This window comes from Tessaracoccus flavescens, assembly GCF_001998865.1.
GTDB classification, from domain to species: Bacteria; Actinomycetota; Actinomycetes; order Propionibacteriales; family Propionibacteriaceae; genus Arachnia; species Arachnia flavescens.
The window spans coordinates 884,618-910,862 of the sequence record NZ_CP019607.1; the positions used below are offsets into that span (position 1 = coordinate 884,618).

Here is a 26,245-nt window from a genome sequence, read left to right on the forward strand (position 1 = left end):
CGCAGGCCGTGGAAGCGCTGATCGGCAAGCTCCGCATCGACGACCACCTGATCGCCAGCACCTCGGACGAGCACTACATCCAGGCCCAGCGCCAGGGCGAGACGACCTACGCGGTGGAGTACCGGGAGGGGGGCTCGTCGCGCCACTTCGCGACGGAGATGTCGTCCGCGGACGACGTCGCGGCGGCCTTCCGTGCCTGGCTCGAAAACGGTCCGTCGGAGCTGCCCTCTGGCGGATGGACGAGGCTAACGTTCTGACGTCGGCCTGAGATCAGGCGGCAGCCGTCTGGCGGCCGGGAGCGCGGTAGAGCACTGGGAGCCACCGTCGGGTCAGGTCGTAGATCAGACAGGCCGCGCCCGTCAGGAGCACCACCAGCAGCGGCACGAGCCAGATGCTGACCAGGCTCCCCTGCTTCCCGAGGCCGGGGGTCAGCCAGATCAGCAGTGCGAGCAGCAATGGGTGGAAGATGTAGATGGGAAGGGTTCTCGCCGCGAGGTAGGCCCCGAGCCGCCTCACGCCGCCGAGGTGTGCCAGGAGTCGCGATGCCCCCAGGAAGAAGGTGATCCCCAGGATCGAGAGCACCGCCGTCAGAGGCTGCCGGTACGCGGAGCGCTGCGGCGCGTAGATCTCGAGAGCGATCGGCACGTAGGCGGCGACGGTGAGCGGAAGCACCCACCACGGCACCTTCGCCCAGCGCTCGACCAACGGCCTGGCGAACGCCCCGAGGGCGAAAAACAGGTAGAAGTTGAGGAACCGACGCAGCGTGAACAGCGCGTCGAAGACGATCCCCTCCCCCACCAACGGGACCCAAGGCCAGAGGACGTCGGCCGCGGCGGCGAGGGCAAGCATCACCAGTGGCACGCGGCGTCCGAGCCGCGACACCACGAAGAACAGGGCGAGCAGGGGAAGGTACCAGTAGGCGCCGTTGAGGCTGACCACCCAGCTCGCCGCCCTGACGGCTGTCGCCTCGAGGTGCTGCGGGTTATAGGCGGCAGCGTACGGATAGGCGTAGAGCAGGGTCCACAGCGCGAACACCCAGGCGTGGTCCAGGATCCTCGGCCGGGCGATGGCGCCCCAGCCACGCGAGAGCGCGCCGACCGACAGGAGACCCGAGACAAGGAAGAACAGCGGCATGCGCACCGGAAGCAGCCAGGCGCTCAAGGCGGCGAGCACCGCCTCCACGCGGTTACTCCCGACCGTCAGGACGGACATGCCCGTGATCGCCACGTGGTAGAGCACGACCAGCACGACGGCCGACGCCTTCGCGACGTCGACCCAGTGCAGCCTCTCCCGTTCCACGGCGGTCAGGATAGCCGCCGAGCGGGCCCCACACGCCTGACCACCGGGTAGCCTGCCGAGCATGAGGGAACGACTACGGCGAAAGTACCTGAGCCTCGGGATCGGCGAGTTCACGGCGATCGCGGTGTTCGTCATCGGCGCGCTCATCGGGGTGATGCCGCGCCTGTCCGGGTCGGAGCCCCTGGCGCTGTGGGCCGCGCTCATCCCGCTGTGCCTGATCCTCGCCCAGGCTGGCACCTACTGGCTGCTCGCCCGCGCCTGGGTCGGCGAGTCGACCATGCCACGCGGGTTGGCAGGCTTCTACCGCCTGCTCAGGATCGTCAACCCGATCCTGCTCCTCGGGGGCGCGGTCGTGATCGCGATGTCCTTGCCCATCGGCCCAGGTGCGCTCATCCTCGCGATCGCCATCTGGGTGTTCGCGGTCATCGAGTACCTCAACTACTTCGTGGTGCGGCTCTCCTACCCCCTGAGCCGCTGGTTCCAGGAGGTCGGTTCCTGGCGCACGCCTCGGCTGATGATCGACGTCCGCGACGCGGCCTGATCAACCCATCGTGCGCTGGCCGTCGAGGGCCTCGCGGATGATGTCGGCGTGGCCTGCGTGCTGCGAGATCTCGGCGATCAGGTGCAGCGCGACCCTCCGCACCGACCAACTGACCCCCTGCTCGAACCACGGGGCCTCGGGCAGCGGATGCCCGAGGTCGAGGTCGGCCTCGGCGACGATGCGCGCCGTCTCGGCACCGACGTCGCGGATCCGCCCACGCAGGACCTCAAGGGTCTCGTCGTCGCTCAGCACGAAGCGGGTGTCCTCCCACTCGCTGTCGCCCCAGTCGCCGTCGTTGCTCTCACCCTCGGCGACGGCGTCCCAGTCGACATCGGACTCGTAGACGCCGGACCCACCGAACGCCTCGGCGCCCTTGAGCGCGAACTGCATCCACTGCTCCTCGGTGTCGGCCACGTGCTTCAGGATCGACGCGATGGTGAGGACGCTCACCGTGCTCGCGGTGCGGGCCTGCTCTTCAGTGAGCCCCTCCGCGGTCTGCAACAGGAAGCCCCGGTGCCGGTCGAGGGTCTCGATGATGGTCTCGCGTTCAGTCATTGTCTGAGCCTAGGTGTACTGACCACGGAGATTGAGTACGCGCGGCGGGTCTGCTGGACATAGGGGAAGACCTCTGAGTGAAGTGTGGGACTTACGACAGAACCCATTTCACGAAACAGAGGTCTTCCATGCCCCACCGTAACGCCATACTCACCGAAACCGGACGTCTGCACCTGGCCCAGCTCGTCGTTGACCAGGGCTGGACCCTGCGGCGAGCCGCGGAACGTTTCGGTGTCGCGGTCAACACCGCCCGCCGCTGGGCGCAGCGTTACCGCGAACAGGGCCTGGCCGGGATGGTCGACAAGTCCTCTCGCCCGAAGCATTGCCCGCATCAACTCTCGCAGCGCACCGAGCGTCGCATCGTCGGGTTGCGTGTAACCAAGCGCTGGGGCCCGGCCCGGATCGCCTACCACCTTCACCTGAACCCCTCGACGGTCCACAAGGTCATCAGGCGCTACGGCTGCCCACCCCTGCGATGGACCGATCCTGCTACCGGAGCCAGGATCAAAACCTCACGCGCCGAGAAACGCCGCTACGAGCACGCCGCCCCCGGCGACCTGGTCCACGTCGACATCAAGAAACTCGGCCGGATCCCCGACGGCGGCGGCCACAAAGTGCTGGGCCGTGCCGCGGGTACCCGGAACAAGACCAGAACCGCCACGAACCGCCGGCCCGGGTATGCCTACATCCACAACGCCGTCGACGACCACTCCCGCTTGGCCTACAGCGAAATCCTGACCGACGAGAAGAAGGAAACCGCCGCCGCGTTCTGGCAACGCGCCAACGCCTTCTTCAACGCCGCCGGGATCACCGTGACACGAGTCTTGACTGACAACGGCGCCTGCTACCGCTCCAACGCCTTCAAAAAGGCTCTCGGCGACGACATCACACACAAACGCACCCGCCCCTACCGACCCCAAACCAACGGCAAAGTCGAACGGTTCAACCGCATCATGCTCGAGGAATGGGCCTATGCCCAGCCCTACACCTCCGAAACCCAGCGAGTCGCCGCCTTCGACCAATGGCTGCACCATTACAATCACCACCGAGGCCACACCGCGCTCAAGGGACATCCCCCAGCCGCGCGCGTACCCAACCTATCCGGGGTGAACACCTAGGAGTCGGCACCGACAGTTCGTGGCCGATCGCCTCCGCAGACGGAGTGACGCTCCGCGTCGTCAACCTCGGCGGCCCACCTCAGCGCGGGCGGGGGTGGCTCTGCGTGCGAGAACGTCAGTCGGTGGTGCCGAACTCCGCCTCGTCGGCCTCGCGGTCGGCCCGCTCGGCCGCCTCCTGGGAGCGCTGGACCAGCACCCGGAACCCGATGATCAGCAGCAGGAAGCCTCCCCCGACGGGGACGGCCCACCACCAACCCCAGTTGAAGTCCTCCTGCCACACGGCGACCACGACGGTGGCCACCATGAACAGCGCCAGGAGGATCACCAGGGCGGTGACGAGCCTGCGGGTCGTCACGTCAGATCAGGTCGTTGATCGCGACCGACTCCTCGCGGCCCGGCCCGACGCCGATGCCGCTGATCCGGCAGCCGATCAGTTCCTCGAGCCGGCGCACGTAGGCCTGGCAGTTCGGGGGGAGCTCGTCGAAGGTGCGGGCCTTGGAGATGTCCTCGCTCCAGCCGTCGAGGAACTCGTAGACCGGCTTGGCGTGGTGGAACTGCGACTGCGTCATGGGCATGACGTCGTGCCGCTCGCCGTCGACCTCGTAGGCGACGCAGACGGGAATCTTCTCCCAGCCGCTGAGGATGTCGAGCTTTGTGAGGAAGATGTCGGTGAAGCCGTTGATCTTGACCGCCTGCTCGACGAGCAGCGCGTCGAACCAGCCGCAGCGACGCGGGCGACCGGTGGTCGCGCCGAACTCGCCACCCTTCTCACGCAGCGCCTCGCCGTCCTCGTCGAACAACTCGGTCGGGAACGGGCCCTCACCGACACGGGTGGTGTAGGCCTTCGCGATGCCGATCGTGCGGTCGATCCGCGTGGGGCCGACGCCGCCACCGGTGGTCGCGCCCGAGGCGGTCGGGTTCGACGAGGTGACGTAGGGGTAGGTGCCCTGGTCGAGGTCGAGGTGGTGCGCCTGCGCGCCCTCGAAGAGGACGACCTTCCCCTCGTCGAGGGCGTCGTTGATGTAGCGGCCCGAGTCGACGATGTGCGGACGGATGGCGTCGGCGTGCTTCAGGAGCGACTGCACGACGTCCTCGGCCTCGATCGGGCGACGGTTGTAGATCTTGACCAGCAGTTCGTTCTTCTGGTCGAGCGCGGCCTCGACCTTCTGCCGCAAGATCGACTCGTCGAGGATGTCCTGGATCCGGATGCCTATCCGGTTGACCTTGTCGGAGTAGCACGGGCCGACGCCGCGACCCGTCGTGCCGATGCGACGCTTGCCGAGGAAGCGCTCGGTGACCTTGTCGAGGACCTTGTGGTACTCGGTGATGATGTGCGCGTTCGCGGAGATCAGCGGATGCGGGACGTCGACGCCCCGCGAGTGCAGGACCTCGAGCTCCTCGGCAAGCACGTCGAGATCGACGACGACGCCGTTGCCGATCACGGTGGTGGTGTCCGGGTTGAGGATGCCGGAGGGAAGCAGGTGGAGGACGAACTTCTCACCGCCGACGACGAGGGTGTGGCCGGCGTTGTTGCCGCCGGAGTATCGGACGCAGACGTCTACGCGGTCACCCAGCGCATCGGTCGCCTTGCCCTTGCCTTCGTCGCCCCACTGGGCACCCACAACAACAACACTCGGCATGGAAGTCACATCCCTTGGCACATGCATAGAGGAAGCCCCACAAGAATCTCCCGGGGGCCTTGCGTCCGCAGTCTACCGGACCCTCCGGTCGGCGGGTCCGGAAGCGAGGAGACTCGGCCTAGAAGCGACGGGCCCTGTCCGTCATCTGATCCATACGGTCGCGCATGAGTTGCATGCTGTCTGACATCCGAGTCGTGATGTCTCGGAGCTGGCCCTCGAAGTCGGGAAGCTCGACCCCGCCGGGGAGCTCGGCTCGTTCGTAGCGGGTAAGCAGGTCTGCGACTGCCTCCGCAACAACAATCTGCGCCGTCTCCAGACTCATCTGGCCAAGGGAGACAGACACTGATCCGTCATTCATGACCGTGACGATGGCCGACTGGTCTGCACTCGTTCCGGTGACCGGGCCGAGTTCGGGCATCGATCCCGCGACTGCGAGATCGCGCAACTGCGAGACTGCCCTGTCCACCTCATCTGCTCCGGACATCTGGCCTCCTTGACTCCTAGACTGACGCCCACAACCTACCGTTTCGGAGGATCATGACGAGCTTCGACGTCACACCGGAGGCCATCCGGAAGACCGCCCGCGGGCCCATCGGGTCAGGCGCAGCTGCGATGGCAGCGGCTTCGCGAATCCCACCCCCACAGATCGAGACCGGCAGGCATTTCGCAGAGCTGACGACCCATCTTGCCTCTGCGGCCCAAGGGATCAGCGGATACCTCGGAGATGTCGCCGGTTCGCTCGAGGCGATGTCGACCAAACTCAATCTGGTCGCCGCCAACTACGAGGCGACCGAGGCGGAGAACACAGCCGCGGCCCAGCAATTCTTCAGGGAGTCGTGACGTGGGGTACGCAGTAGACCTGATGCCTCCGCTGAGCGAGGACGCGCAGCGGGCCATCACCTACCTGGGCATCGACGATCCTCGTAACCACCTGCGGGACTTCGACGTCGATGTCGACTCGATGCGCACCTTCGCTGCCGATCTGCAGAGCGCGGTCGGGCAGGCGAAGGGCGCTGGCGAGACGGTCCGCGCCGCGCACGTTGACGGGTGGCAGGGTGCGGCAGCGGTCCAGTACGACGACTGCAAGATGCAGTGGTACGACTACCTACTCGTCGCCTTCGACTGGATCCTCTTTATCGTCGACTGCATCGTCGCCATCGTCGATTGGATCATCGAGATCATCCGCTGGGTGCTGAACCTGATCGACTGGGTGCTCGGCATTCTCTCGGTCTTCGGCGCAGTGCTCCTCCTGGCGGACGAGTTCGGGTGGAGGATCCCGGGGTGGGTCCGATGGCTCCTGAAGGCGGGCAAACTAGTTGAGAAGCTCCCTAAGCTCATTCTCACCGTCGTGGCGGCCGCTGCATGGCTCGTCGGGAAGGTGGGCTGGGTGGTCGACTGGCTCCTTGACCGACTGCGCGACGGGATCAACTGGATCCGCGACGCCATCGACGAGTGTGGCGGAGCTCCGGAGAAGTGGCCCGATGAGCCCATCGAGCCGAACTTCTGATCCCTGGCGCCTGGTCACGCCGGGGCTGATCGCCGCCTCGGTGACAACGGCCATGGTCCTGCTCGCGTCGTTCCTGGCGTTGGCGCAGGTGGAGGGGACCCCCACAAGCTCAGCACACGGATGGCCCTCGCTCGTCCTGGGCCTTGCCATGTCAGCGCTCGTGACGGTTGCCTGGGCGAGGCACCGCCGTCTCGCTGGGGCGACGCACGATCCCGCCCTACCTCGACTCGGTCTCGCGTATCTGGGGCTGATGCTCGGTTGGCTCAACGTCGACAGCCTGGTGGGGCTGCTGGGCAGGCAGGTGTCCTGGGGATCTGTTGCTGGGGCCGCGCTCGCGATCGTCGGCCTCGTGGCAGCGGTGGCCCTGATTGCCTCCGCGCTGCGTCGGGATTGACCGGTTGGCAGGGAAGTGAGGTGGTCGTACTGCCAGGCCACCGGCCAGCGTCGGCACAAACGTCGAAACCCCTGGCCCCACACGCTCGCCCGGTGAGACAATGGAGCCCGCGCGCCCATGACGGCGCCCGCCAGTGCAATGACGCAGGAGGCTCCCCGTGAAGAAGCTCATCAACTCTCCAGACAATGTGATCGCGGACGCCCTCAAGGGCATCGCGGCATCCGACAAGGACGTGCGGGTCGATTTCAACAACCGCGTGATCTACCGGGCCACCCCGAAGGAAGCGGGGAAGGTCGCGATCATCTCAGGTGGCGGCTCGGGCCACGAGCCGATGCACGGCGGGTTCGTCGGCGTCGGCATGCTCGACGCGGCCTGCGCGGGCGAGGTCTTCACCTCCCCCACCCCCGACCAGATGCTCGCCGCGACGACCACCGTCGACACCGGCGCAGGCGTGCTGCACATCGTGAAGAACTACACGGGCGACGTGATGAACTTCGAGATGGCGGCAGAGATGGCCGCCGACGCGGGCGTCGAGGTCGCCACCGTCGTCGTGGCTGACGACGTCGCCGTCCAGGACTCGCTCTACACGGCCGGCCGCCGCGGAGTCGGCGCGACCGTCCTCCTGGAGAAGATCGTGGGAGCCGCAGCCGAGGAGGGCGCCGACCTGGCCGCCGTCGCCGCGCTCGCGCAGAAGGTCGCAGACAACGGCCGCTCGATGGGCATGGCCCTGACGTCGTGCACCGTCCCGTCCGCAGGCAAGCCCACCTTCGACCTGCCAGACAACGAGATCGAGATCGGCATCGGCATCCACGGCGAGCCGGGCCGCCACCGCGAGCCCATCGCGGACGCCCACTCGATCGCCGAACAACTCGTCGCACCGATCCTGAGCGACCTCGACTTCACCGGCGCCCCGGTGATCGCGATGCTCAACGGCATGGGCGCCACGCCGCTGATCGAGCTGTATCTCATGTACGGCGAGGTGATCGCCCTCCTCGAGGAGGCCGGGGTCACGGTCGAGCGCAACATGGTCGGCAACTACATCACCAGCCTCGACATGGCCGGCTGCTCGCTGACGCTCGTGCGCGCCGACGATGAGCTGATTCGGCTCTGGGACGCACCGGTCCGCACGGCCGGGCTACGGTGGGGCCTGTGAGTGCAACAGAGCTGTCCCTCGACCAGCTGGCTGACTGGCTGCGCCGGTTCGCCCAGATCGTCGACGAGAACAAGACGTACCTGACCGAACTCGACTCCGCGATCGGCGACGCCGACCACGGCGCCAACATGGCCCGCGGAACTGCCGCGGTGGTGACCCATCTCGATGAGGCCAACACCATCGACGCGCTGCTCAAGAAGGCGGGCATGACGCTGGTCAGCACCGTCGGCGGAACGAGCGGCCCGCTCTACGGCACGCTGCTGATGAAGATGGGCATGGCCACCGGGGCTGTGACCGAGCTGTCGGCAGAGGAGTTCTCGAAGGCGTTCCGCGCCGGCCTCGAGGGCCTGGTCGCCCGCGGCAAGACCGAGCTCGGCGACAAGACGATGGTGGATGCACTCACCCCCGCCATCGACGCCTACGACGCCGCCCTCGCGGACGGGGCCGACCTGCACGACGCCGTCGAATCGGCCGCCCAGGCGGCCGCCGCCGGTCGCGATGCCACCACCCCGCTCGTGGCGCGCAAGGGTCGGGCCAGCTACCTCGGCGAACGCTCCGCGGGTCACATGGACCCCGGAGCCACCTCGTCGACCTACCTGTTCGATGCGCTCTCCCAAGTGATCGGCAGCTAGATGGCCGTCGGAATCGTCGTCGTCTCCCACAGCCGACGACTGGCTGAGGCCGCCGTCGAGCTCGCGCTCCAGATGGTGCACGGAGATCCTCCGCCCATCCAGGTCGCCGCGGGCACCATCGATGACGGCCTCGGCACCGACGCGACCGCCGTCATGTCGGCGATCGGCGAGGTCGACCAGGGAGACGGAGTCGTCGTGTTCGTCGACATCGGGTCGGCTCTGATGAGCGCCGAGCTCGGCATCGAGCTGTACGGCCAACCCGACTCCGACGTCCGGATCCTGCCTGCGCCGTTCGTCGAGGGCATCGTGGCTGGCGTGATCCGCGCCGTCGGCGGTGCCACCATCGACGAGGTCGCGGCCGAGGCGAACCAGGGACTCAAACCCAAGCTGGCAGCGGTCGGCGACGCGGCCGTTGCCGACGAGCCTTCGACCCCCGAGTCGTTGGCAGGTGAGGCGTCCGCGGAGGCCCGGCTGATCAACGAGACGGGGCTGCACGCCCGCCCCGCCGCGCTGTTCGTGGCAGAGGCGAGGAAGTTCGACGCCGAGATCAAGGTGAGCAACGGCGTGATCGGCCCGGTGGCCGCGACGAGCAGCATCGGGCTCGCGACGCTCAACGCCAGGAAGGGCGACACGCTCACCCTGATCGCGACCGGGCCAGACGCACGGGCCGCCGTCGACCGGCTGGCCGAGTTCGTCAACGAGGGTTTCGGCGAGTGAGGCTGCGACGGCGACACGAGACCTCGGTGCGCCTCCTCACCGAAGGCGGCATTAGGCTGTGGCCATGAGCGAGACGCATCCCAACCTGATGGCCTCCGACGTCGTGGTGCGCCTGCCGGAGGATCCGGCACTGGCCTCCATCTCGGAACACGGACGCGACCACTTCCTGCAGGTCGTCGCGGACAACCCGGGCTCGTCGCTGGTGTGGGCGTTGCTCGCGGAGACGTGCCTGACCGAGGACGATCTCGGCAACTCCATCGCGGCCTACGCCTATGCCCGCACCGGGTACCACCGCGGCCTCGACACCCTTCGCCGCAACGGATGGAAGGGCTCGGGTCAGGTGCCGTGGGAGCACGAACCGAACCGCGGCTTCCTCCGCGCGCTGTGGGCGCTCAGCGTCGCTGCGGGCCGGATCGGCGAGGCTGAGGAACAGGAGCGCTGCGCCCAGTTCCTGCGCGACTCGTCCGAGGAGGCCTACCAGGTCCTGGCAGGCGAGACCGAGGCTCAGCCCTCCCCAGAAGAATGAGCCGGGGCACCGTCCCGGCGTGACCTGAAGTTGACGACGCAGACGCGCGAACACCGCGACCCCACCCACTCTCTTGAGTGACCTGACCCCTGCCGCGGCTAGCCTCGACGGGTGACCAGGACAATCGTGAACCGTGGCCGGATCGGGCTGAAGCTGGGCTTCGGCGCGCTGTGCGTGGCGGCCGCAGCAGCCTGCACCGGCACGCCAGAACCCGCCCCCACCACGCTGTCAGCCTCCCCGCTGCCTGTTCCGAGTGCTCCGCCTGCTGTGCTCGACCGCCTTCCCGCTGTCATCGAGGACCTCACGACGCGACCTGGGGAGATCTCCCTGCTCCAGGTCACCCGGGACCACGTCGCGGCACGGATTCACGAGGGCGACCAGACGCGCCACGAACTGCTGGTCCAGAACTACGACCAGGGCAACCCGCCGGTCGACATCGGCAGGAACGACGAGTTCCCGGCGCCGACCTCGACCCTTGACTCCGCATCCATCGTCTCGGAGGTGGAGACGCTCGCCTCCCGCTGCCCCGGCGAGTACTTCGAGGTCACCATCGTCTTCCTCGGCGAGACGACCCGGTTCGCAACCCTGAAGTGCCCGCCCGACGCGGCCGACAAGATCAGCGTGTCGCCAACGGCTGTCACGCTCAACGGCGAGGTCCTGCCCGATCTCACCGGGCCGTGGACCCTGGAGACGTGGCAGCAGGTGCTCGACGAGACGAGAGCCCTGAGCATCGGGGGAAGGATGACCTCCGTCTATGTGCTTTCTCCCCAACTCCTGCTCCAGGTCCCGACGGCCGAATCGGGCCCCTGCACCAACCTGTCCTTTCTGCGCGACCTGGACGGTCGGTTCATGTCCAGCTCCTGCAACGAACAGAACCTGGCGGAGTCGCCTGCCATCGACGTGAAGGACCGCACCGCCCAGCAGTTGGCCGATGCCGCGGAGGCTACGGGACTGACGATCAATCCGTCCGAGGGGTACCTGTCGGTGCTCTGGTCGGCCGAAGGAGGCACCGAGCACCTGAAGGTCGAGCAGGGAATCACCGAGCAGACGGTCCCGGTCGGCTGAGACCGCAGCCACTCACCCATCTGCCGCTCAGGAGTCCTCGTCGCCCCGAAGGTGGTCGGTCAGGTCTTGCATCTGGCGGGTGAGCGAGGCGAGCCCCGGGATGTCCAGGCCTGAGTTGCGCAGCAGCGCCTCGTTGAGGGCGCTCGTGCGTGGCCGGAGCTCGGCCCCCTGTGCGGTCGGCTCGACAAGGACGTGACGCTCGTCGCGGGCCGGGCGCGTCCGGGTGACGAACCCGGCGGTCTCCAACCGCTTCACCGCGGGCGTGATCGTGCTCGGCTCGAGGCGAGGCGGTGGGCGATCGCGCCGATGGTCGAGGCGCCCTCCTCCCACAGGGTGCACAGAGGTACTGCGTGTAGGTCACGCCGAGGTCGTCGAGCAGCGGCTTGTAGAGGCGCTGCACCGCGATGGAAGCCGAGTAGATCGAGAAGCACGCTGCCGTCGAGCGATGCCGGGCTGGGGCGTCGGCGCCGCCGAGGCGAAGGTCACCGACCCCGCCTGGAAGCACAAGCCGAGCTACTACCTCGTCGCGCGCGACGACCAGATGCTCCCCGAGCCGCTGCGGCGCCGGATGGCCGAGCGGGCGGGCATGGACATCACCGAGGCTCCCGGCAGCCACGCCGTCCACGTGTCGCAGCCCGACGCGGTCGCCGACCTGGTCCGGCGGCATCAGAGCGCTGACCACCCAGCGGCTTGCGGCGGGCACCTTGGGGGCGCTCGGCGGGAGCTGTCGCTCCGCGGGCCCGACAGGGAGGCCGGGCTTGCGGGGCGACAGTAGTCGGCCCCGGGCGAGGCGCAATCCTCGCCCGCCCGGGGCCGCCCCCAACTCGGGACCAGCAGGGTTCCCGGGGCCTCAACTGATTCGCGACGGCGTGAGCAGCACCCTGCCCTCCGCCACCACCCGGCGCCCTCCGGTGAGCTCGACGGCGAGCCCCTCGAGCCGATCTTCGGACGAGTGACCGGCCGACAGCCGGATCTCGCCAGGTTCCACGATGCGCTGCATGTCGGTGCCCGTGAACGATGTACGGTCGGCGTGCACCTCGAAGGTGACCCGCGCCGACTCCCCCGCCTCGAGGTCGACCTTGCGGTAGCCGATCAGCTCCTTCAGCGGGCGCACGACCTCCGCCCACGGGTCCTCCAGATACAGCTGGACGACCTCCGCGCCCGCCCGGTCACCGGTGTTGGTGACCGTGACGTTGTACTCCACCTTCCCGTCCACCGGGATCCGCGTGGCGGAGACGGACGGGTCGGACAGCGCATAGGACGTGTACGACTCCCCCGAACCGAACGGGAACAGCGGCCGCGGGTCGAGGTTGGAGATGCCGTCCGAGAACCACGCGAGCGACGGGGCGAGATAGGTTCCCGGCTGTCCGCCGCGCAGTGCTGGGATGGCGATCGGAAGTCGGCCCGACGGGTTGGTCACCCCGGTCAGGATGTCGGCGAGCGCTTCGGCTCCCTCCACCCCTGGCATGAAGGCCTGGACGATCGCGACGCAGCGAGCCGCGTAGTCGCCGAGCGCGTACGGCCGGCCGGTGACCAGCAGCAGGACCGTCGGGGTCCCGGTCTGGAGCACCCGTTCCAGCAGCTCGCCCTGACGCCCGGGCAGCGCGAGGTCGACGACGTCGCATCCCTCGCCCGAGGTGCCGATCCCAAACAACCCCGCGATATCACCGACGGTGACGATGGCCAGGTCGGCAGAGGCCGCGAGCTCCACCGCCTCGTACAGTTCCTCGTCGGTGCCGCCGAGGAAGCCGCAGCCTCCCGCGAACGAGAGGTCTCCGTCGAGCGCACCGGGCAGAACCTCGTCGAGGCTGCGGATCTCGAGCCCGGTCTGCTTGCCCGGGAACCGGGAGAGCACGTGGTTCGGGAATGCGTAGCAGCCCATGAAGGACCGCACGTCGGTCCACACCGGCCCGACGACGGCCACCTTGCCGAGCCCCGCCCCGAGCGGCAGCGTGCCGTCGTTGCTGAGTAGCACGATCGACTCGTCAGCGATCCGGCGCGCGACGGCGCGGTTCTCGGCAGAGTCGAGGTCACGGTCAGGCGCGTCGCCGCCCGCGATCTCCGGCTCGGCGTCAAGCAGCCCCAGTTCGGCCTTCTGGGTCAGGGCGCGCAGCGCAGCTCGGTCCACGTCCTCGACGGTGAGCAGCCCGCGCTCGATGGCCTCGGAGATCGCCGCGAAGGAGCCCATGTCGGGCAGCTCGATGTCGAGGCCGGCCCGGATGGACAGGGCCGCAGCCGCGGCCTCGTCCTGGGCGATGCGATGGGTGCTGGTGAGGAAGTTGACCGACCAGTAGTCGGAGACGACGGTTCCCGTGAAGCCCCAGCGCTCACGCAGCAGCTCGGTGAGCAGCCAGCGCGACGCCCCGGCTGGCACGCCGTCGATGTCGCAGTACGAGTTCATGACGGACTTGGCGCCGCCTTCACGCACGGCCATCTCGAACGGGGGAAGCATCACGTCGGAGAGTTCGCGTCGCCCCATGGAGATCGGCGCATGGTTGCGGCCTGCGCGCGAGGCGGGGTAGCCGACGAAGTGCTTGAGGGTGGCGTGCACGCCCTCCCCCTGAAGCCCCTGCACGTAGGCGGTGCCCATCGTGCCGACGAGGTACGGGTCCTCGCCGCAGGTCTCCTCGACGCGGCCCCAGCGGTAGTCGCGAGCGACGTCGAGCAGCGGCGACAACCCCTGATGGATGCCAAGCGCGTGCAGGTCCGCACCGATGTGGGCGGCCATCTCGCCGATCAGCTCGGGCCGCCACGTCGCACCCCAGGCGAGGGCGGCCGGGTAGACCGTCGCCCCCATGGCCGTGAACCCGGTGAGGCACTCCTCGTGGGCCAGCGCCGGGATCGAGAAGCGAGATGCACCCATCACGTCGGCCTGCCTGTCGCGCAGCTCGCGGCGGCCCTCCTCGACGGTGAACGGCCGGGTCCCGAAGATGCGGGTCAGATGGCCGAGGCCGTTGCGGTGGGCCTCTCGCCAGGTCGCCTGGCTCATGGCGTGTTCCATGGGCGCGACGTCGTGGTGCTGGCCGTCCTCGGGCGGCGCCTCCCGCGGCCGGTTCCAGAACGATCCGAGCTGGGCGATCTTCTCGTCGAGGGTGAGCTCGGCGAGGAGCGCTGCCGCTCTGCCGGGTGCGTCGAGGGTGGTGTCGTGCCAGGGGCGCATGGTTGTTCCTTCGTGGGGGGCGGTCATCCCTTGACCGCCCCGGAGAGTCCGCCGACGATCCGGCGCTGCATCGCGAGGAAGAAGATCATCGCAGGGATCATGGCGAGGCTGGTGAACGCGAAGACGCCGGCCGTGTCGGCCGAGTGCTCAGATGAGTAGTCGGCGACGCCGAGGGGAAGGGTCCGCATCTCTCCCTGCATCAGCAGCAGCGGCAGCAGGTAGGCGTTCCAGGACGACACGAAGGCGAGCACGCCGACAGTGACGAGCCCCGGCGCCGACAGCGGCAGCATCATCCTCAGGAAGATCGAGACGCGACCCGCACCGTCGATGAAGGCGGCCTCCTCGATGTCGGTGGGGATGGCCTGCAGGAACGGACGCAGGATGACGATCGTCATCGGAAGCGAGAACGCGGCCTGCGGCAGGGCCAGCCCCCACCACGTGTTGCTCATCCCCAGGTCCTTGGAGATGATCACGAACAGCGGGATCACGGCCACCGTCGCCGGGAAGAGCAGGCCGGTGACGAAGATCATGTAGAGCGGCTCGCGGAACTTGAACCGGTAGCGCGACAGCGGGTAGGCGGCCATCAGGCCGAAGATGACCACCATGGCCGTGGTCAACACAGCGACGACGGTCGAGTTCAGCGCATAGGTCCAGAACCTGTCGTCGGTCAGCACCTTCGCGTAGTTGTCGAGCACCCACGGGTTGGGCAGCCCGGCCGGATTCTCGGCGAGTTGCGCGTTCGTGCGGAAGCCGCCGAGGACGGCGTACAGGACCGGGCCGAGCGTCAGCGCGACGAGGACGAGCGCCACGAAGTAGACGAGCGGGCTGGTGCGGGGGCCTCGCCGACGCCGCTGCCTCGGCTCGGGAGCCGTCATGCCCTGTGCGGGCAGGGTCATGGTGCTCATCGACTCTTCTCCTTCGGCTCGTCGGTCGCGTGGTCACGGCGCAGGACGAAGCGCTGGTACAGCAGAGCCATGGTCAGCGCGATCACGAAGAGGATCACCGACGCGGCGCCTGCGATGCCGTAGTTGGAGCGCTTCGTGCCCTCGTTGATCAGGAACGTCGCCATCGTGGTGGTCGCGTTGGCCGGGCCGCCCTTCGTCAGGATCCACACCATGTCGAACAGCTGCAGAGAGCCGACCATGGAGAGGAACGCCCAGGTGCGCAGCGTGGGGCCGAGCAGCGGGATCGTGATGTGCCACTGCGTCTGCCACCAGGAGGCGCCGTCGATCTGGGCGGCCTCGTGGAGCTCCTCGGGGACGCCCTGGAGCCCTGCGAGGAAGAGGATGATGGCGAGGCCGAGGTACTTCCAGGTGATCACGACCATGACGGTCCAGAGCGCATACTCCGGCGTGCCGAGGAAGCCCTGCGGCGGTCCCTGGAGGCCGACCACGGCGAGCATCGAGTCGATGACGCCGTACTTGGGCTGGAGAAGCTGGAACCACACGACGCCCGCGATCACCTCGGCGAGGACGTAGGGGACGAAGACGACGGTGCGCAGGATGCCCTGGAAGCGCATCTTGCGATTCAGCAGGAGGGCAATGGCGATGCCGAGCGGGAGCTGGATCACGATCGAGGCCACGACGATGAACAGGTTGTGGCCGAGCGCTCCGATGAACACGTCGTTGGAGAGGACCGAGATGTAGTTCTTCAATCCGACGAAGTCGACGAGCGGGCCGAATCCCTTCCACCGGAACAGCGAGAACTGCACGGCTTTGAGCATCGGCCACACGACGAACATGGCGAAGAGGATGAGGGCGGGGGCTGTGAAGGCGATGATCTCGACGACCATCTTCCAGTCGCGCGGCTTACGCGGACGAGTCACGGGTGGGCGCTCCTCAGAGCGCCCACCCTCGACCACACCCTCGCTGGCGCCCTTGGGGGGCGCTGCGGTGGTCTGGCTCATGGTCACTTCTCCGCGTCAGCGGCTTCCTGCGTCGCGTCGACGATGTCCTGTGGGCTCGCCTGGCCGGCGAACATGAGGGCGATCGCGTCGTTCATCGCGCCACCGACGGCCTGGCCGAAGGCGGTGTCGAAGTACAGCTGGACGCGGGCTGCGCTGTCGCGGACCTTCAGCAGGTCGGCGAGTGCCGGGTCGGAGACGGCACTGGTCGCGTTCGGGTTCGTCGGCAGGCCCATGTCGTTCTCGGCGAAGCCGGTCTGGACCTCGTCGGAGAGCAGGTAGTTGATGAAGTCGACCGCCTGGTCGGGGGCGTCGGCCGGGGCACCCCAGGCGTCACCACCGCCAAGCGCGGAGCTCGGATCACCCTGCTGGCCCTCGGTCTGCGGGAACGCGAACCATCCGGTCTTGTCGCCGAGTCCCTTGCCGTCCTCGGTCAGGCCCTGCATGACGCCGGGCTCCCAGTGACCTGCGAGCTCCATGGCGACCTTTCCGGTGGCGAGGAGGCCGGACGCGGACGTCGGGCCGGCTTGGGCCGGGGTGGTCAGGAAGCCGGCGTTGAACGGCTCGGCCGCGATGACCTTCTCGAGCTGTTCGCCAGCACGCACGAAGCACTGATCGGAGAAGTCGAGGGTCTTGACGGCCTCGTCGAGAACGTCACCGGTGCACTCGCGAAGTGCGAAGTAGTACCAGTAGTGGGCTGCAGGCCACTTGTCGCCAGCGCCGACGGCGATCGGCTCGATGCCTGCCGCCTTCAGCTTGTCGATGGCCGCGAACATGTCGGTCCAGGTCTCGGGGGCCTCGGTCACGCCGGCCTTCTCGAAGAGCTCGGTGTTGTACCAGAAGCCGACCACGCCCATCGAGAACGGGAGGGCATAGGTCTTGCCGTCGACCTGCCAGCCAGCAACGGAGCCGCCGAGCTTCTCGATGGCCTCGGCCGAGGGCTCGGTGAGGTCCTTGACCAGGCCCGCCTCGACCTTCGCCGCGAGCTCGCCGCCGCCACGCTCCATGTAGATGTCGGGCATGTCGCCCGCCTGCCAGGCTGCCTCGATCTTGGTCCCCATGTCCTCGTGCTGCATCGCGGTCACCTCGATGGTGACGCCCGGGTTGTCAGCCTCGAAGTCGGCCGCGACCTTGTCGTAGTACTCCTTGCCGGGCGAGTTGTTGGAGTTGTGCCACCACCTGAGCGTCACATTCTCCCCGGCGCCCGTCGTCGCACCGCCTGTCGGGTCACTGGTCGCTGCCGGGGCGTCCCCACCACACGCTGCCAGGGCCAGGCTCGCCACTGCGGCGAGAGCCAGGATCTGCTTCTTCATTGAAACTTCCACCTTCCGTACGCGCAATGTTTCGCGAAACAACAATTGAGTGAATCGTAACCCCCGTAGAATCTGAGTCAAGCCGGGGGGTCGATTTGTTATCTACGCGTTGCAATCCACGAAATCATTTCGTAGTCTTCGCGCATGCCAGAACCGAAGCTGCGCCTCGAGGAAGTGGCCAAGCGAGCAGGCGTTTCGCGCGCCACAGCCTCAAAGGCCCTCAACCGCCGTGGCGATGTGTCCGCCGCGACCCGCGAGCGCGTCCTGGCCGCAGCGAAGGAGCTGGGCTACCGCCGCACCGAGCCGAACGAGGGCTCGCTCCCGCTGATCGCCTGGGTGGCCGACAACCTCACCACGACCTACACGCTCGACATCCTGCGCGGCAGCGCCTCGACGGCCCAGGAGGCCGGGGTGGGGCTCGTCACGCAGTACACCGCGCGGCAACCCGGTCACGTGCAGCCGTTGAGCCACGAGTGGTTCGAGAGCATCAGCGGACGCGAATGGCTTGGCGCCGTGGTCGTCACGTCACGCCTGTCTCACGCCCAGTTGGACCGGATCCGTGACCTGCACCTGCCGGTCGTGGCGATCGACCCGGCCAACGCGGTTCCTGCCGACCTGCCGTCCATCGGCGCGACCAACTGGAACGGCGGGGTCGAGGCGACCCAGCATCTCGTCGACCTAGGGCACCGTCGGATCGGCTTCGTGCGCGGAACCGAAGGCTCCGTGCCCGCCGTCGAACGCATGCAGGGCTACATCTCTGCGCTCAGCATGAACGATCTTCTGCAGGACCCGCGCCTGATCGCGGGCAGCGACTTCACGTACGAGGAAGGGGTGCGCGCCGGCCTGGAACTGCTCTCCCTCGACAAGAAGATCCGACCGAGCGCCCTGTTCGTCTCCTCCGACCTGATGGCGCTCGGGGTCTACTCCGCGGCGCGCCAACTCGGCCTGAGCATCCCGGACGACGTCTCGATCGTCGGCTTCGACGACTCGCTCCTGGCGGGTCTCGCCACCCCGGGCCTGACGACGGTGCGCCAGCCGCTGCACGACATGGGTGCCGCCGCGGTCAGGACGCTGATCGACCTGAGGGCGGGTCGACGGGTGACCGCCGGCCCCATCCGACTGGCCACCAACCTCGTGCTTCGCGGCTCGACGGCGCCACCTGCCTGAGCCGCACGCGTCGTAGCGTGCGCCTCCCATGCACCTGCGTCCCGCAATGGTCACGGCCATTCTGTGGAGCCTGGCCGTTGCCATCCCACTCGCCATGGCCGGGTACGTCGTTGCACTGGCCAGCGGCGTCGAGGACAGCCACAGCCCTGCCCGGACCATCGCCATCGTGAGCCTGCTGGCGGCCCTCGGACTGCTCACGCTCGCGGGCTTCCGGCTCCGCACCAGGACGGCGCAGTTGGGCCGCCTGGCCCAGCTGGCGCTGATCCTCATCGGCGGGTACCAGGTCGCCGACGGAGCCCTCCTGATCGCGGAGGGCAGGACAGGGACCGGCGCCTTCTGGATCGCCGTCGGCTCGCTCTGGGTCGCCTTCTGGGCCCTCAAACTGAGGCTCGACACCCGTCCGACACCGAGGGAGCCCGGCGTCCGCCGTTAGGCGCAGGGGCACCGCGCGTTTTACACTTCTCGACGGCCCTTTTTCCGAACCTGGGAGTTCCGCCCGTGCCAATCCGCCAAGACCTGCGAAACGTTGCGATCGTCGCCCACGTCGACCACGGCAAGACCACCCTCGTCGACGCCATGCTGTGGCAGTCCGGAGCCTTCCGTGAGGGGGCCGACGTCAACAACCGGGTCATGGACTCGATGGACCTCGAGCGCGAGAAGGGCATCACCATTCTCGCGAAGAACACCGCGGTCAAGCACACGCGGCCCGACGGCACCGCCGCCACCATCAACATCATCGACACCCCCGGCCACGCCGACTTCGGTGGCGAGGTCGAGCGTGGGCTCGAGATGGTCGACGGCGTCATCCTGCTCGTCGATGCCTCCGAGGGACCGCTCCCCCAGACGCGCTTCGTGCTGCGCAAGGCACTGGCGAAGAAGCTGCCCATCATCGTCGTGGTGAACAAGGTCGACCGCTCCGACGCGCGGATCTCCGCCGTCGTCGAGGAGACCTACGACCTCTTCATGGACCTGATCGACGACGACGCCACCGAGGTGCTCGACTTCCCGATCGTCTACGCCTCCGCGAAGGCCGGCCGCGCCTCCACCGAGCAGCCCGCCGACGGCGAGATGCCGGACAGCCCCAACCTCGAGCCGCTGTTCAGCACCCTCTTCGAGCACATCCCGGCCCCCAGCTACGAGGAGGGCGCCGTCCTGCAGGCCCATGTCACCAACCTCGACGCCTCCCCCTACCTCGGCCGCCTGGCGCTGTGCCGCATCATCCAGGGTGAGCTGAAGCGCGGGCAGCAGGTCGCCTGGTGCAAGACCGACGGCACCGTCCAGAACGTCAAGCTGACCGAACTGCTGATGACCGAGGCGCTCGAGCGCGTCCCCGCCGACAGCGCCGGTCCCGGCGACATCGTCGCGATCGCGGGCATCCCCGAGATCATGATCGGCGAGACCCTCTCCGACCCGGAGAACCCGAAGCCGCTTCCGCTGATCCACGTCGACCACCCGTCGATCTCGATGACCATCGGCATCAACACCTCGCCGCTGGCCGGCCGGTCGGGCAAGAACCTCACCGCCCGCCTCCTCAAGGCGCGCCTCGACCAGGAGCTGATCGGCAACGTCTCGATCCGCGTGAACCAGACCGAGCGCCCCGACACCTGGGAGGTCCAGGGACGAGGCGAACTGCAACTCGCCATCCTGGTCGAGATGATGCGCCGCGAGAGCTTCGAGCTCACCGTCGGCAAGCCGCAGGTCGTCACCCAGGTGATCGACGGGAAGGTGCACGAGCCGATCGAGCGCCTGACGGTCGACATCCCCGACGAGTTCGTCGGCGTGGTCACCCAGCTGATGGGGCTGCGCCGCGGCCAGATGGAGCAGATGGTCAACCACGGCACCGGCTGGGTCCGCATGGAGTTCATCGTCCCCGCCCGCGGCCTGATCGGCTTCCGCACGGAGTTCCTGACCGAGACGCGCGGCACGGGCATCATGAACCACGTCGCAGAGGGCTACGCCCCGTGGGCCGGCGACTTCCGCACCCGCCCCACCGGCTCGCTCGTCGCCGACCGCACCGGCTCGGTGACCAGCTACGCGCTGTTCAACCTGCAGGAGCGCGGCACGATGTTCGTCTCCCCCGGCGCCGAGGTGTACGAGGGCATGATCGTCGGCGAGAACCCCCGCGCCGAGGACATGGACGTCAACCCCACCAAGGAGAAGAAGCTCACCAACGTGCGCTCCTCCACCGGTGACGAGCTGGAGCGCCTGATCCCCGCGAAGCAGATGTCGATGGAGCAGCAACTCGAGTTCTGCGCCGGCGACGAGTGCCTCGAGGTCACGCCGGCAGTCGTGCGCATCCGCAAGGTCACCCTGAACGCGAACGACCGGGCGAAGGAACGCAACCGCGCCAAGAAGGCCTGACGATTTTCGGGGCGGCGGCCGGGGTGATCGCTCACCCCGGCCGCCGCCTTTTCGCATCCATGCGTTCGCCCTTAGCGAACGCTCACGATATATCTTTGACATATCTCGATATGGCGCGCACACTCGTTGTTGTCGGCGTCACACGGACGCCACACGACACGAGGAGATCCACATGGATTACCCATTCGACGGCCCACGTGGCCGCAAGCACATGCACCGTTCGGCCTTCGAGTCGACCGAGGGTGGCGGCGAAGGCCGCCGCGGCCGTGGCGGTCGACGCCATGGCGGCCCCATGGGAGGCCCAGTCTTCCCGCCCATGCCCCCGATGCCCCCTGGCTTCGACCCATTCGGTCAGCGGCGAGGCGGCCGACGGGCCCGGCGCGGCGACGTCCGCACCGCGGCCCTGCTGCTGATCGCCGAGGAGCCGCGTAACGGCTACCAGCTCATCCAGGAGCTCGACCAGCGCACCGACGGTCGCTGGAAGCCGAGCCCGGGTGCGGTTTACCCGGCACTCAGCCAGCTCGAGGACGAGGGCCTGATCCGCTCCGTCGACGAGGCGGCGGGCAAGGCGTTCGCGATCACCGACGAGGGACGGGCCGAGGCCGAGAAGGCCGCAGAGCGTCCTGCCCCGTGGGAGCAGACCGACGGACAGGAGGACCCGTCACACGACCTGCGTCACCGATTCGGGCAGCTCGCCCAGGCCTTGGGTGCCGTCGCGAGCACCGGTAACGACGAGCTGATCGCGCAGGCGGCGTCCGAGATCGACGATCTCAAGCGCCGGCTGTACCAACTGCTGGCCGAGTCGTGAGCAACGCACGCTCGCGCGCGAGATTGCGGCGGGCGGCGGCCTCCCACTCCACCATCCCGAGGGGCGTACGGAAGATCTCCGTGCGCCCCTCCAACGTGTCGATGAACCTCAGCCGCGCAGCGAGCCACCCGGCGTCGTCGACCGCGGGCAGCTCCGCCCGTAGATCGGCTGCGTTGTCCACGTAGCGCGGCCACGGCGATCCGAGCCCCGCCAGGTCGGCATCGCTGACCCGGGCGCCCGCCAGGTCGGCCCGGTCCGGATCGTGGTCGACGGTGACGAGGACGAGCCGGACCACCTCCTGGGCCTCGGCAGGCGGAAGCACTCCCCCAAGCGATTCGACCGCGAGCGCTGCGGAGGCCTCCTCGTCGGCGGGCGACGAGCAGGAATGGACGGCGTCATGGAACCAGAAGGCGATCCGCTCCAGGCGTCCGGCGCCGAGCCGGTCGAGAACCTCAAGACCCGATCGCAGATGCGCCTCGCCGTGATACCTGCGATGCGGCTCCCGCCAACGCAGCAACAACGCCTCCCGCAGCGCGACGGGCAGGTCGCTCACCACGCGCGCACGCCCCAGTAGGCCGCCCCTGCCCACAGCCCCGCCCAGAGCAGCGAGGCGAACGAGCCGATGATGAACAACTCCCCCTTGCGGGACTCAGGCTCGCTCATGGCGAGTTCGGCATAGCGACCGAGCCCCTTCACGGCGAGCACCATGGCGATCCCCGCCGGGAAGCCGGCCACGATGCAGGCATAGACGGCCAGCCGCTCGAGCATGCCGACCCAGCGCCCACCGGGCAGTTCCTTCTGCGCCTGCACGAGGCCGAGGTTCTCCCTCGCCAGTTGCACCTCGTCTGCAGGCTCGCGGCCGGTGGCGTCAATGCGTCGGAGCACCAGCCTGATCACGGGGTTGCCCCAGGTCGCGAGCACAGCGCCCACGACCACGATGAGAGCCTTGAGCACGAGGTCGACCACACCGTCACGCTACACGTCGGCACCGACAGCGCGGCGATGAAGGCGCCAGTTTCATCCCGATCTCGATGAAGACTTTCCCTTTAATCTAGGAATCTGAAGAATTTTCCTTCATCGGGATGTTTTGAAGCTAAACTCTACATATGGCAAAGGACGTCGCGGCTGTTGCACTGCTCGGGGACCTCGTGGGTTCGCGCACGACCGAGCGCACACGGCTGCATGAGGCCGTGGTGGCCGCTGCCGAGGACGTGAACTTGGGTGTCGCGTCGCTCAGCCCTCTCACCACGACCGTCGGCGACGAGTTGCAGGGGGTCTACCCCACGCTCGGCGCAGCGCTGGAGGCCGCCTTCAGCCTGAGGCTGGCCCTCGCGCCCAGGTGGGAGGTGCGCTTCGGCCTCGGAGGCGGAGAGTTGCGTGTGATCGACGCCGAGCGGGGCATCCAGGACGGCTCGGCGTGGTGGTCGGCGCGTGAGGCGCTCGAGTGGGTCGAGGAGCAGGCCGGCCGCAAGGGGTACGCGAGCGCGAGGACCGCCATCCGCGACGGGCGGGAACAGGCCACCCCTCAGGCAGACGCCATGGTGAGGCTCGTCGACGCCTCCCTCGCCCGGCTGCGCGACGGGGGCATCGGAACCCTCTCCGGCATGTGGGACGGCCTGGACAACGCCGAGACGGCCAAGCGTGAAGGGATCAGCGACTCGGCGAACTCGCAGCGGGTGATCAACAACGATCTGCGTCCCCTCCTCGACGCCATGCGGGCCCTGACGACTCTGCCCTGAAGGCGGAGACGGCCCGCCCCATGTTCCGGGGCGGGCCGTTCTTCGCGGATCAGTTGAGGGCCGCGAGAGCCGCGTCGTAGTCCGGCTCCGTGGTGGTCTCGGCGACCTGCTCGGTGTAGACGACCTTCCCGTCGGCGTCGATCACGACGACGGAGCGCGACAGCAGCCCCTTCAGCGGGCCGTCGGTGAACGTCACACCGTAGGTCTCGCCGAAGTTCGTGCGGAAGTCGGAGGAGACGACGACGTTCTCGATCCCCTCTGCGCCGCAGAAGCGGTTCAGGGCGAACGGCAGGTCGCGCGAGATGCAGAGCACCTTCGTCCCCTCGAGCCCTGCCGCCTTCTCGTTGAAGGTGCGCACGCTCATCGCACACACGCCGGTGTCGACCGACGGGAAGATGTTGAGCACCAGCTTGTCGCCTGCGAAGTCGGCCTTGGTGATGGGCGCGAGGTCGACGCCGGTCACCTCGAAGTCGGGCGCAGCGGCGCCGACCTCAGGCAGCTGTCCGACGGTGTGGACGGGGTTTCCCTTGAAAGCAATCTCAGCCATGCCTCGATCCTTCCCGATCCTGGCCCGCTTGCCAACCGCCATCCGCCGATCAAGACGGACGGCGGTTCGTTGGGTCTTATCCGAGAACCGGCCTGACGTGCAGGCCGACGTCCGGATCGACGAGCGCCTCCTGCGAGGCGGGGATGGAGTCGACAAGCACCTCGGCGTCCACGGGCACGTTGCGCTTGATCATGCCTAGCGCGACCGGGCCCAACTCGTGATGCCGCGCAGAGGAGCCGACGAAGCCGACCTGCCTGCCGTTGTACTCGATGGTGGCGCCGAGCGCCGGAAGCTCGGACATGGAGCCGTCGAGCAGCAGCTGGACGAGCCGGCGCGGCGGCCGGCCGAGCGTGTGCACCCGCGCGACGGTCTCCTGACCGCGGTAGCAGCCCTTGTTCAGATGGGTTCCGACGAGACCGATCTCGTTGGGGATGGTCTTGAAGTCGGTGTCGAGGAAGATCCGCGGCACCCCGGCGGCGATCCGCATGGACTCGAAGGCCCACGTGCCGACGTTGCCCTCGAGGCCCTCACCCTCCGGGATGAACACCTCCGAACCGCCGAGTTCGCTGTCGCGCCTGCGCCAGCCCTCAGGGATCTCGACGCGATGGCCTGCCCACGCGAGGCTGAGGTCGGCACGCCGGACGACCTCGACCCGGAGCGAGAACCGCATCGAGTCGAGGAACGAGACAAGTGCGTCGCCCCGGCCCGGCTCGGTCCACCCCAGGAAGCTCTCCCCGTCGTCGACGCCGTAGAGCACGTGCTCGATGTGGCCGGTCGGGCCGAGCAGCAGCGCGCAGGTCGCCTCGTCCGCGGGGAGGGCCTCGACGTGCTGCGTGCTCAGGGCGTGCAGGAGGTTCAGCCGGTCGACCCCCGTGAGTTCGAAGACATCCCGGTTGCCGAGGCCGACGATCCCCTCACCGGCGGCGAGGGCCCTCGCCTCGGTGACCGGGTTGCCGTAGTGCCACACCAGTCCGGCGTCGACGCCGTCCTCCATCAGGACGGGCATCAGACGCGCTTCAGCCGGGCCCACATGTGCGGGCGGAGTTCGTGCTCGGTGGTTGCACGGTCGAGCGCGTACATGAGGTCGCCCTCGACCTTTCCGTAGAGTCGCTGTCCTGCGGAGTGGGTCACCTCTGCACCCTCCGTGCGCACGACGGCGTCGGTGAGCAGGTCGATCCGGGTGACGGCGATCTTGCCGACGAGGACCTCGGTCCAGCCGTCGGAGTTGGCGAGCACGACCTCGACCGAGGCGTCGGGCTTCGGGTGCCAGAAGCCGGTCTCCATGCCGAACGGCGTCGGCTCGGCACCCTCCTCGGTGATCAGGAAGGTCTGGGCCACGTAGTACAGGTAGTTGCCGCCGTTGTGGTTGAACTCGATGCGCTGTTCGAACTCGAAGTCGTTACCGTCGTGGTCGGTTCCGTTTCCGGTGCCCTCCCAGCGTCCGACCAGCCAGCCGAGGGCGGTCAGCTCCGGGTTGAGGCCTTCCGGCACCTCGATGTCGATGTTCACTCGTCTCTCCTGTCGGCCTGGTTACGCAACAGCGTCCACACCACTGCGGCGAGTGCGACCAGTGCCACGAGGCTGGTCAGCCCGGCGGCGACGATCATCACCCACGCTAGGACGCTCATGGTCGCAGTATACGAACGCGCGACAATGGGCCCATGCGTGTTGTGGTGACAAGGGTCAAGTCAGCCTCCGTGAGCGTCGACGGGGAGGTGGTGGGGGAGCTGCCACGCCCTGGGCTGCTTGTCCTGGCGGGCGTCGGCCACGACGACACCCCGGCCGACGCCGCCGCGCTCGCCCGGAAGATCTGGGGGCTGCGGATCCTCGACGGCGAACTCTCAGCCAGCGACGTGGCCGCTCCCCTGCTGGTGGTCAGCCAGTTCACCCTCTATGCCTCCACCCGCAAGGGCAGAAGGCCCTCCTGGAGCCGGGCGGCCCCCGGCCCGGTGAGTGAGCCGCTCGTCGAGGAGCTGTGCGGCCAGTTTGAGGCACTCGGCGCCGAGGTCCACCGAGGACGCTTCGGCGCCCACATGGAGGTGGTCTCCGTCAACGACGGCCCCATCACCATCGTGATCGACACACACGACTGGGACTGAG

At 68.2% G+C, this 26,245-nt stretch carries 34 protein-coding genes; 18 read left to right on the forward strand and 16 right to left on the reverse strand.

The annotated features are described in order from the left end of the window. The first annotated feature begins 8 nt into the window (after positions 1–8). Positions 9–257 (forward strand): hypothetical protein, encoded by a 249-nt coding sequence (locus BW733_RS04295; RefSeq protein WP_077348201.1) that lies wholly within the window; start codon positions 9–11, stop codon positions 255–257. A gap of 13 nt (positions 258–270) precedes the next feature. On the opposite strand, the gene BW733_RS04300 is transcribed toward BW733_RS04295, so the two are convergent. Continuing rightward, positions 271–1,299 (reverse strand): acyltransferase family protein, encoded by a 1,029-nt coding sequence (locus tag BW733_RS04300; RefSeq protein WP_161490126.1) that lies wholly within the window; start codon positions 1,297–1,299, stop codon positions 271–273. A 61-nt stretch (positions 1,300–1,360) separates the two neighbouring features. On the opposite strand from BW733_RS04300, the gene BW733_RS04305 reads away from it, so the two are divergent. Then, a complete protein-coding gene (locus BW733_RS04305; RefSeq protein WP_077348205.1) occupies positions 1,361–1,840 on the forward strand; it encodes a hypothetical protein in 480 nt (159 codons plus the stop codon). On the opposite strand, the gene BW733_RS04310 is transcribed toward BW733_RS04305, so the two are convergent. Next, the gene (locus tag BW733_RS04310; RefSeq protein WP_077348207.1) at positions 1,841–2,395 is read right to left on the reverse strand and encodes a DinB family protein; all 555 of its coding nucleotides are present in this window, start codon (positions 2,393–2,395) and stop codon (positions 1,841–1,843) included. Between the two features lie 128 nt (positions 2,396–2,523). Between BW733_RS04310 and BW733_RS04315 the strand changes: the two genes are divergently transcribed. Beyond that, the gene (locus tag BW733_RS04315) at positions 2,524–3,513 is read left to right on the forward strand and encodes an IS481 family transposase (protein WP_077348209.1); all 990 of its coding nucleotides are present in this window, start codon (positions 2,524–2,526) and stop codon (positions 3,511–3,513) included. 115 nt (positions 3,514–3,628) lie between these two features. Here BW733_RS04315 and BW733_RS04320 read toward each other — a convergent pair whose 3' ends face one another. From BW733_RS04320 to BW733_RS04330, 3 genes are all read right to left on the reverse strand, one after another. Further along, a complete protein-coding gene (locus tag BW733_RS04320; RefSeq protein ID WP_077348211.1) occupies positions 3,629–3,868 on the reverse strand; it encodes a hypothetical protein in 240 nt (79 codons plus the stop codon). A 1-nt stretch (position 3,869) separates the two neighbouring features. After that, on the reverse strand, positions 3,870–5,153 hold the full coding sequence (locus tag BW733_RS04325; protein WP_077348213.1) for an adenylosuccinate synthase: 1,284 nt from the start codon (positions 5,151–5,153) through the stop codon (positions 3,870–3,872). 118 nt (positions 5,154–5,271) lie between these two features. Beyond that, positions 5,272–5,637: a hypothetical protein gene (locus tag BW733_RS04330; RefSeq protein WP_077348215.1), complete on the reverse strand. Its 366-nt coding sequence runs from the start codon at positions 5,635–5,637 to the stop codon at positions 5,272–5,274. A gap of 53 nt (positions 5,638–5,690) precedes the next feature. Between BW733_RS04330 and BW733_RS04335 the strand changes: the two genes are divergently transcribed. The 8 genes from BW733_RS04335 to BW733_RS04370 all read left to right on the forward strand — a co-directional run bounded on the left by BW733_RS04335 (position 5,691) and on the right by BW733_RS04370 (position 11,147). Continuing rightward, positions 5,691–5,993: a hypothetical protein gene (locus BW733_RS04335; protein ID WP_077348217.1), complete on the forward strand. Its 303-nt coding sequence runs from the start codon at positions 5,691–5,693 to the stop codon at positions 5,991–5,993. A 1-nt stretch (position 5,994) separates the two neighbouring features. After that, positions 5,995–6,660: a WXG100 family type VII secretion target gene (locus BW733_RS04340; protein WP_152024558.1), complete on the forward strand. Its 666-nt coding sequence runs from the start codon at positions 5,995–5,997 to the stop codon at positions 6,658–6,660. Beyond that, positions 6,635–7,054, forward strand: coding sequence for a hypothetical protein (locus BW733_RS04345; RefSeq protein ID WP_152024559.1), 420 nt, complete (start codon positions 6,635–6,637; stop codon positions 7,052–7,054). The genes BW733_RS04340 and BW733_RS04345 overlap by 26 nt, the downstream gene beginning before the upstream one ends. A 157-nt stretch (positions 7,055–7,211) precedes the next feature. After that, on the forward strand, positions 7,212–8,207 hold the full coding sequence (dhaK, locus tag BW733_RS04350) for a dihydroxyacetone kinase subunit DhaK (RefSeq protein ID WP_077348223.1): 996 nt from the start codon (positions 7,212–7,214) through the stop codon (positions 8,205–8,207). Continuing rightward, complete coding sequence (gene dhaL, locus BW733_RS04355; protein WP_077348225.1) at positions 8,204–8,839, forward strand: dihydroxyacetone kinase subunit DhaL; 636 nt, start codon at positions 8,204–8,206, stop codon at positions 8,837–8,839. Before dhaK ends, dhaL begins: the two co-directional genes overlap by 4 nt. Next, positions 8,840–9,556 (forward strand): dihydroxyacetone kinase phosphoryl donor subunit DhaM, encoded by a 717-nt coding sequence (dhaM, locus tag BW733_RS04360; RefSeq protein WP_077348226.1) that lies wholly within the window; start codon positions 8,840–8,842, stop codon positions 9,554–9,556. It begins immediately after the preceding gene. Positions 9,557–9,620: 64 nt separating this feature from the next. Further along, a complete protein-coding gene (locus tag BW733_RS04365; protein ID WP_169836069.1) occupies positions 9,621–10,082 on the forward strand; it encodes a DUF3151 domain-containing protein in 462 nt (153 codons plus the stop codon). 111 nt (positions 10,083–10,193) lie between these two features. After that, positions 10,194–11,147, forward strand: coding sequence for a hypothetical protein (locus tag BW733_RS04370; protein ID WP_152024560.1), 954 nt, complete (start codon positions 10,194–10,196; stop codon positions 11,145–11,147). 27 nt (positions 11,148–11,174) lie between these two features. On the opposite strand, the gene BW733_RS18850 is transcribed toward BW733_RS04370, so the two are convergent. Beyond that, the gene (locus tag BW733_RS18850; RefSeq protein WP_161490127.1) at positions 11,175–11,402 is read right to left on the reverse strand and encodes a winged helix DNA-binding protein; all 228 of its coding nucleotides are present in this window, start codon (positions 11,400–11,402) and stop codon (positions 11,175–11,177) included. A 13-nt stretch (positions 11,403–11,415) separates the two neighbouring features. On the opposite strand from BW733_RS18850, the gene BW733_RS18855 reads away from it, so the two are divergent. Continuing rightward, entirely contained in the window at positions 11,416–11,922 is a 507-nt protein-coding gene (locus BW733_RS18855) for an alpha/beta fold hydrolase (protein WP_237268372.1), read from the forward strand. A 75-nt stretch (positions 11,923–11,997) separates the two neighbouring features. Here BW733_RS18855 and BW733_RS04380 read toward each other — a convergent pair whose 3' ends face one another. The 4 genes from BW733_RS04380 to BW733_RS04395 are packed head-to-tail and all read right to left on the reverse strand — an operon-like array spanning position 11,998 to position 17,523. Further along, positions 11,998–14,307 (reverse strand): glycoside hydrolase family 3 N-terminal domain-containing protein, encoded by a 2,310-nt coding sequence (locus BW733_RS04380; RefSeq protein WP_237268295.1) that lies wholly within the window; start codon positions 14,305–14,307, stop codon positions 11,998–12,000. Positions 14,308–14,330: 23 nt separating this feature from the next. Continuing rightward, the gene (locus BW733_RS04385) at positions 14,331–15,212 is read right to left on the reverse strand and encodes a carbohydrate ABC transporter permease (protein ID WP_077348232.1); all 882 of its coding nucleotides are present in this window, start codon (positions 15,210–15,212) and stop codon (positions 14,331–14,333) included. Beyond that, complete coding sequence (locus BW733_RS04390) at positions 15,209–16,213, reverse strand: carbohydrate ABC transporter permease (protein WP_077348234.1); 1,005 nt, start codon at positions 16,211–16,213, stop codon at positions 15,209–15,211. The genes BW733_RS04385 and BW733_RS04390 overlap by 4 nt, the downstream gene beginning before the upstream one ends. 2 nt (positions 16,214–16,215) lie before the next feature. Further along, complete coding sequence (locus BW733_RS04395) at positions 16,216–17,523, reverse strand: extracellular solute-binding protein (protein ID WP_077348236.1); 1,308 nt, start codon at positions 17,521–17,523, stop codon at positions 16,216–16,218. Positions 17,524–17,667: 144 nt separating this feature from the next. On the opposite strand from BW733_RS04395, the gene BW733_RS04400 reads away from it, so the two are divergent. The 4 genes from BW733_RS04400 (at position 17,668) to BW733_RS04415 (ending at position 21,859) form a co-directional block, all read left to right on the forward strand. After that, positions 17,668–18,690 carry a LacI family DNA-binding transcriptional regulator gene (locus BW733_RS04400; RefSeq protein WP_077348238.1) on the forward strand — a complete coding sequence of 341 codons (1,023 nt, stop codon included), beginning with the start codon at positions 17,668–17,670 and terminating at the stop codon, positions 18,688–18,690. Between the two features lie 46 nt (positions 18,691–18,736). Continuing rightward, on the forward strand, positions 18,737–19,123 hold the full coding sequence (locus tag BW733_RS04405; protein ID WP_152024563.1) for a hypothetical protein: 387 nt from the start codon (positions 18,737–18,739) through the stop codon (positions 19,121–19,123). 65 nt (positions 19,124–19,188) lie between these two features. Then, on the forward strand, positions 19,189–21,051 hold the full coding sequence (typA, locus tag BW733_RS04410) for a translational GTPase TypA (protein ID WP_077348242.1): 1,863 nt from the start codon (positions 19,189–19,191) through the stop codon (positions 21,049–21,051). Positions 21,052–21,223: 172 nt separating this feature from the next. Next, entirely contained in the window at positions 21,224–21,859 is a 636-nt protein-coding gene (locus tag BW733_RS04415) for a PadR family transcriptional regulator (RefSeq protein ID WP_152024564.1), read from the forward strand. Here BW733_RS04415 and BW733_RS04420 read toward each other — a convergent pair. Both BW733_RS04420 and BW733_RS04425 read right to left on the reverse strand, forming a co-directional pair. After that, complete coding sequence (locus BW733_RS04420; RefSeq protein WP_152024565.1) at positions 21,822–22,415, reverse strand: HD domain-containing protein; 594 nt, start codon at positions 22,413–22,415, stop codon at positions 21,822–21,824. The genes BW733_RS04415 and BW733_RS04420 overlap by 38 nt on opposite strands. After that, positions 22,409–22,825 (reverse strand): hypothetical protein, encoded by a 417-nt coding sequence (locus BW733_RS04425; RefSeq protein WP_077348246.1) that lies wholly within the window; start codon positions 22,823–22,825, stop codon positions 22,409–22,411. The genes BW733_RS04420 and BW733_RS04425 overlap by 7 nt, the downstream gene beginning before the upstream one ends. 140 nt (positions 22,826–22,965) lie before the next feature. On the opposite strand from BW733_RS04425, the gene BW733_RS04430 reads away from it, so the two are divergent. Further along, entirely contained in the window at positions 22,966–23,598 is a 633-nt protein-coding gene (locus tag BW733_RS04430; protein ID WP_077348248.1) for a SatD family protein, read from the forward strand. Positions 23,599–23,647: 49 nt separating this feature from the next. On the opposite strand, the gene tpx is transcribed toward BW733_RS04430, so the two are convergent. The 4 genes from tpx to BW733_RS19760 all read right to left on the reverse strand — a co-directional run bounded on the left by tpx (position 23,648) and on the right by BW733_RS19760 (position 25,773). Continuing rightward, the gene (gene tpx, locus BW733_RS04435) at positions 23,648–24,145 is read right to left on the reverse strand and encodes a thiol peroxidase (RefSeq protein WP_077348250.1); all 498 of its coding nucleotides are present in this window, start codon (positions 24,143–24,145) and stop codon (positions 23,648–23,650) included. 76 nt (positions 24,146–24,221) lie between these two features. Then, positions 24,222–25,151 carry a CAF17-like 4Fe-4S cluster assembly/insertion protein YgfZ gene (ygfZ, locus tag BW733_RS04440; RefSeq protein WP_077348252.1) on the reverse strand — a complete coding sequence of 310 codons (930 nt, stop codon included), beginning with the start codon at positions 25,149–25,151 and terminating at the stop codon, positions 24,222–24,224. Then, complete coding sequence (locus BW733_RS04445) at positions 25,151–25,654, reverse strand: heme-binding beta-barrel domain-containing protein (RefSeq protein ID WP_077348254.1); 504 nt, start codon at positions 25,652–25,654, stop codon at positions 25,151–25,153. Before BW733_RS04445 ends, ygfZ begins: the two co-directional genes overlap by 1 nt. Further along, entirely contained in the window at positions 25,651–25,773 is a 123-nt protein-coding gene (locus BW733_RS19760) for a hypothetical protein (protein ID WP_257787459.1), read from the reverse strand. Before BW733_RS19760 ends, BW733_RS04445 begins: the two co-directional genes overlap by 4 nt. Before the next feature lie 33 nt (positions 25,774–25,806). Here BW733_RS19760 and dtd point away from each other — a divergent pair, with 33 nt between their 5' ends. Next, positions 25,807–26,244, forward strand: coding sequence for a D-aminoacyl-tRNA deacylase (gene dtd, locus BW733_RS04450; protein ID WP_077348256.1), 438 nt, complete (start codon positions 25,807–25,809; stop codon positions 26,242–26,244). The last annotated feature ends 1 nt before the right edge of the window (position 26,245 follow it).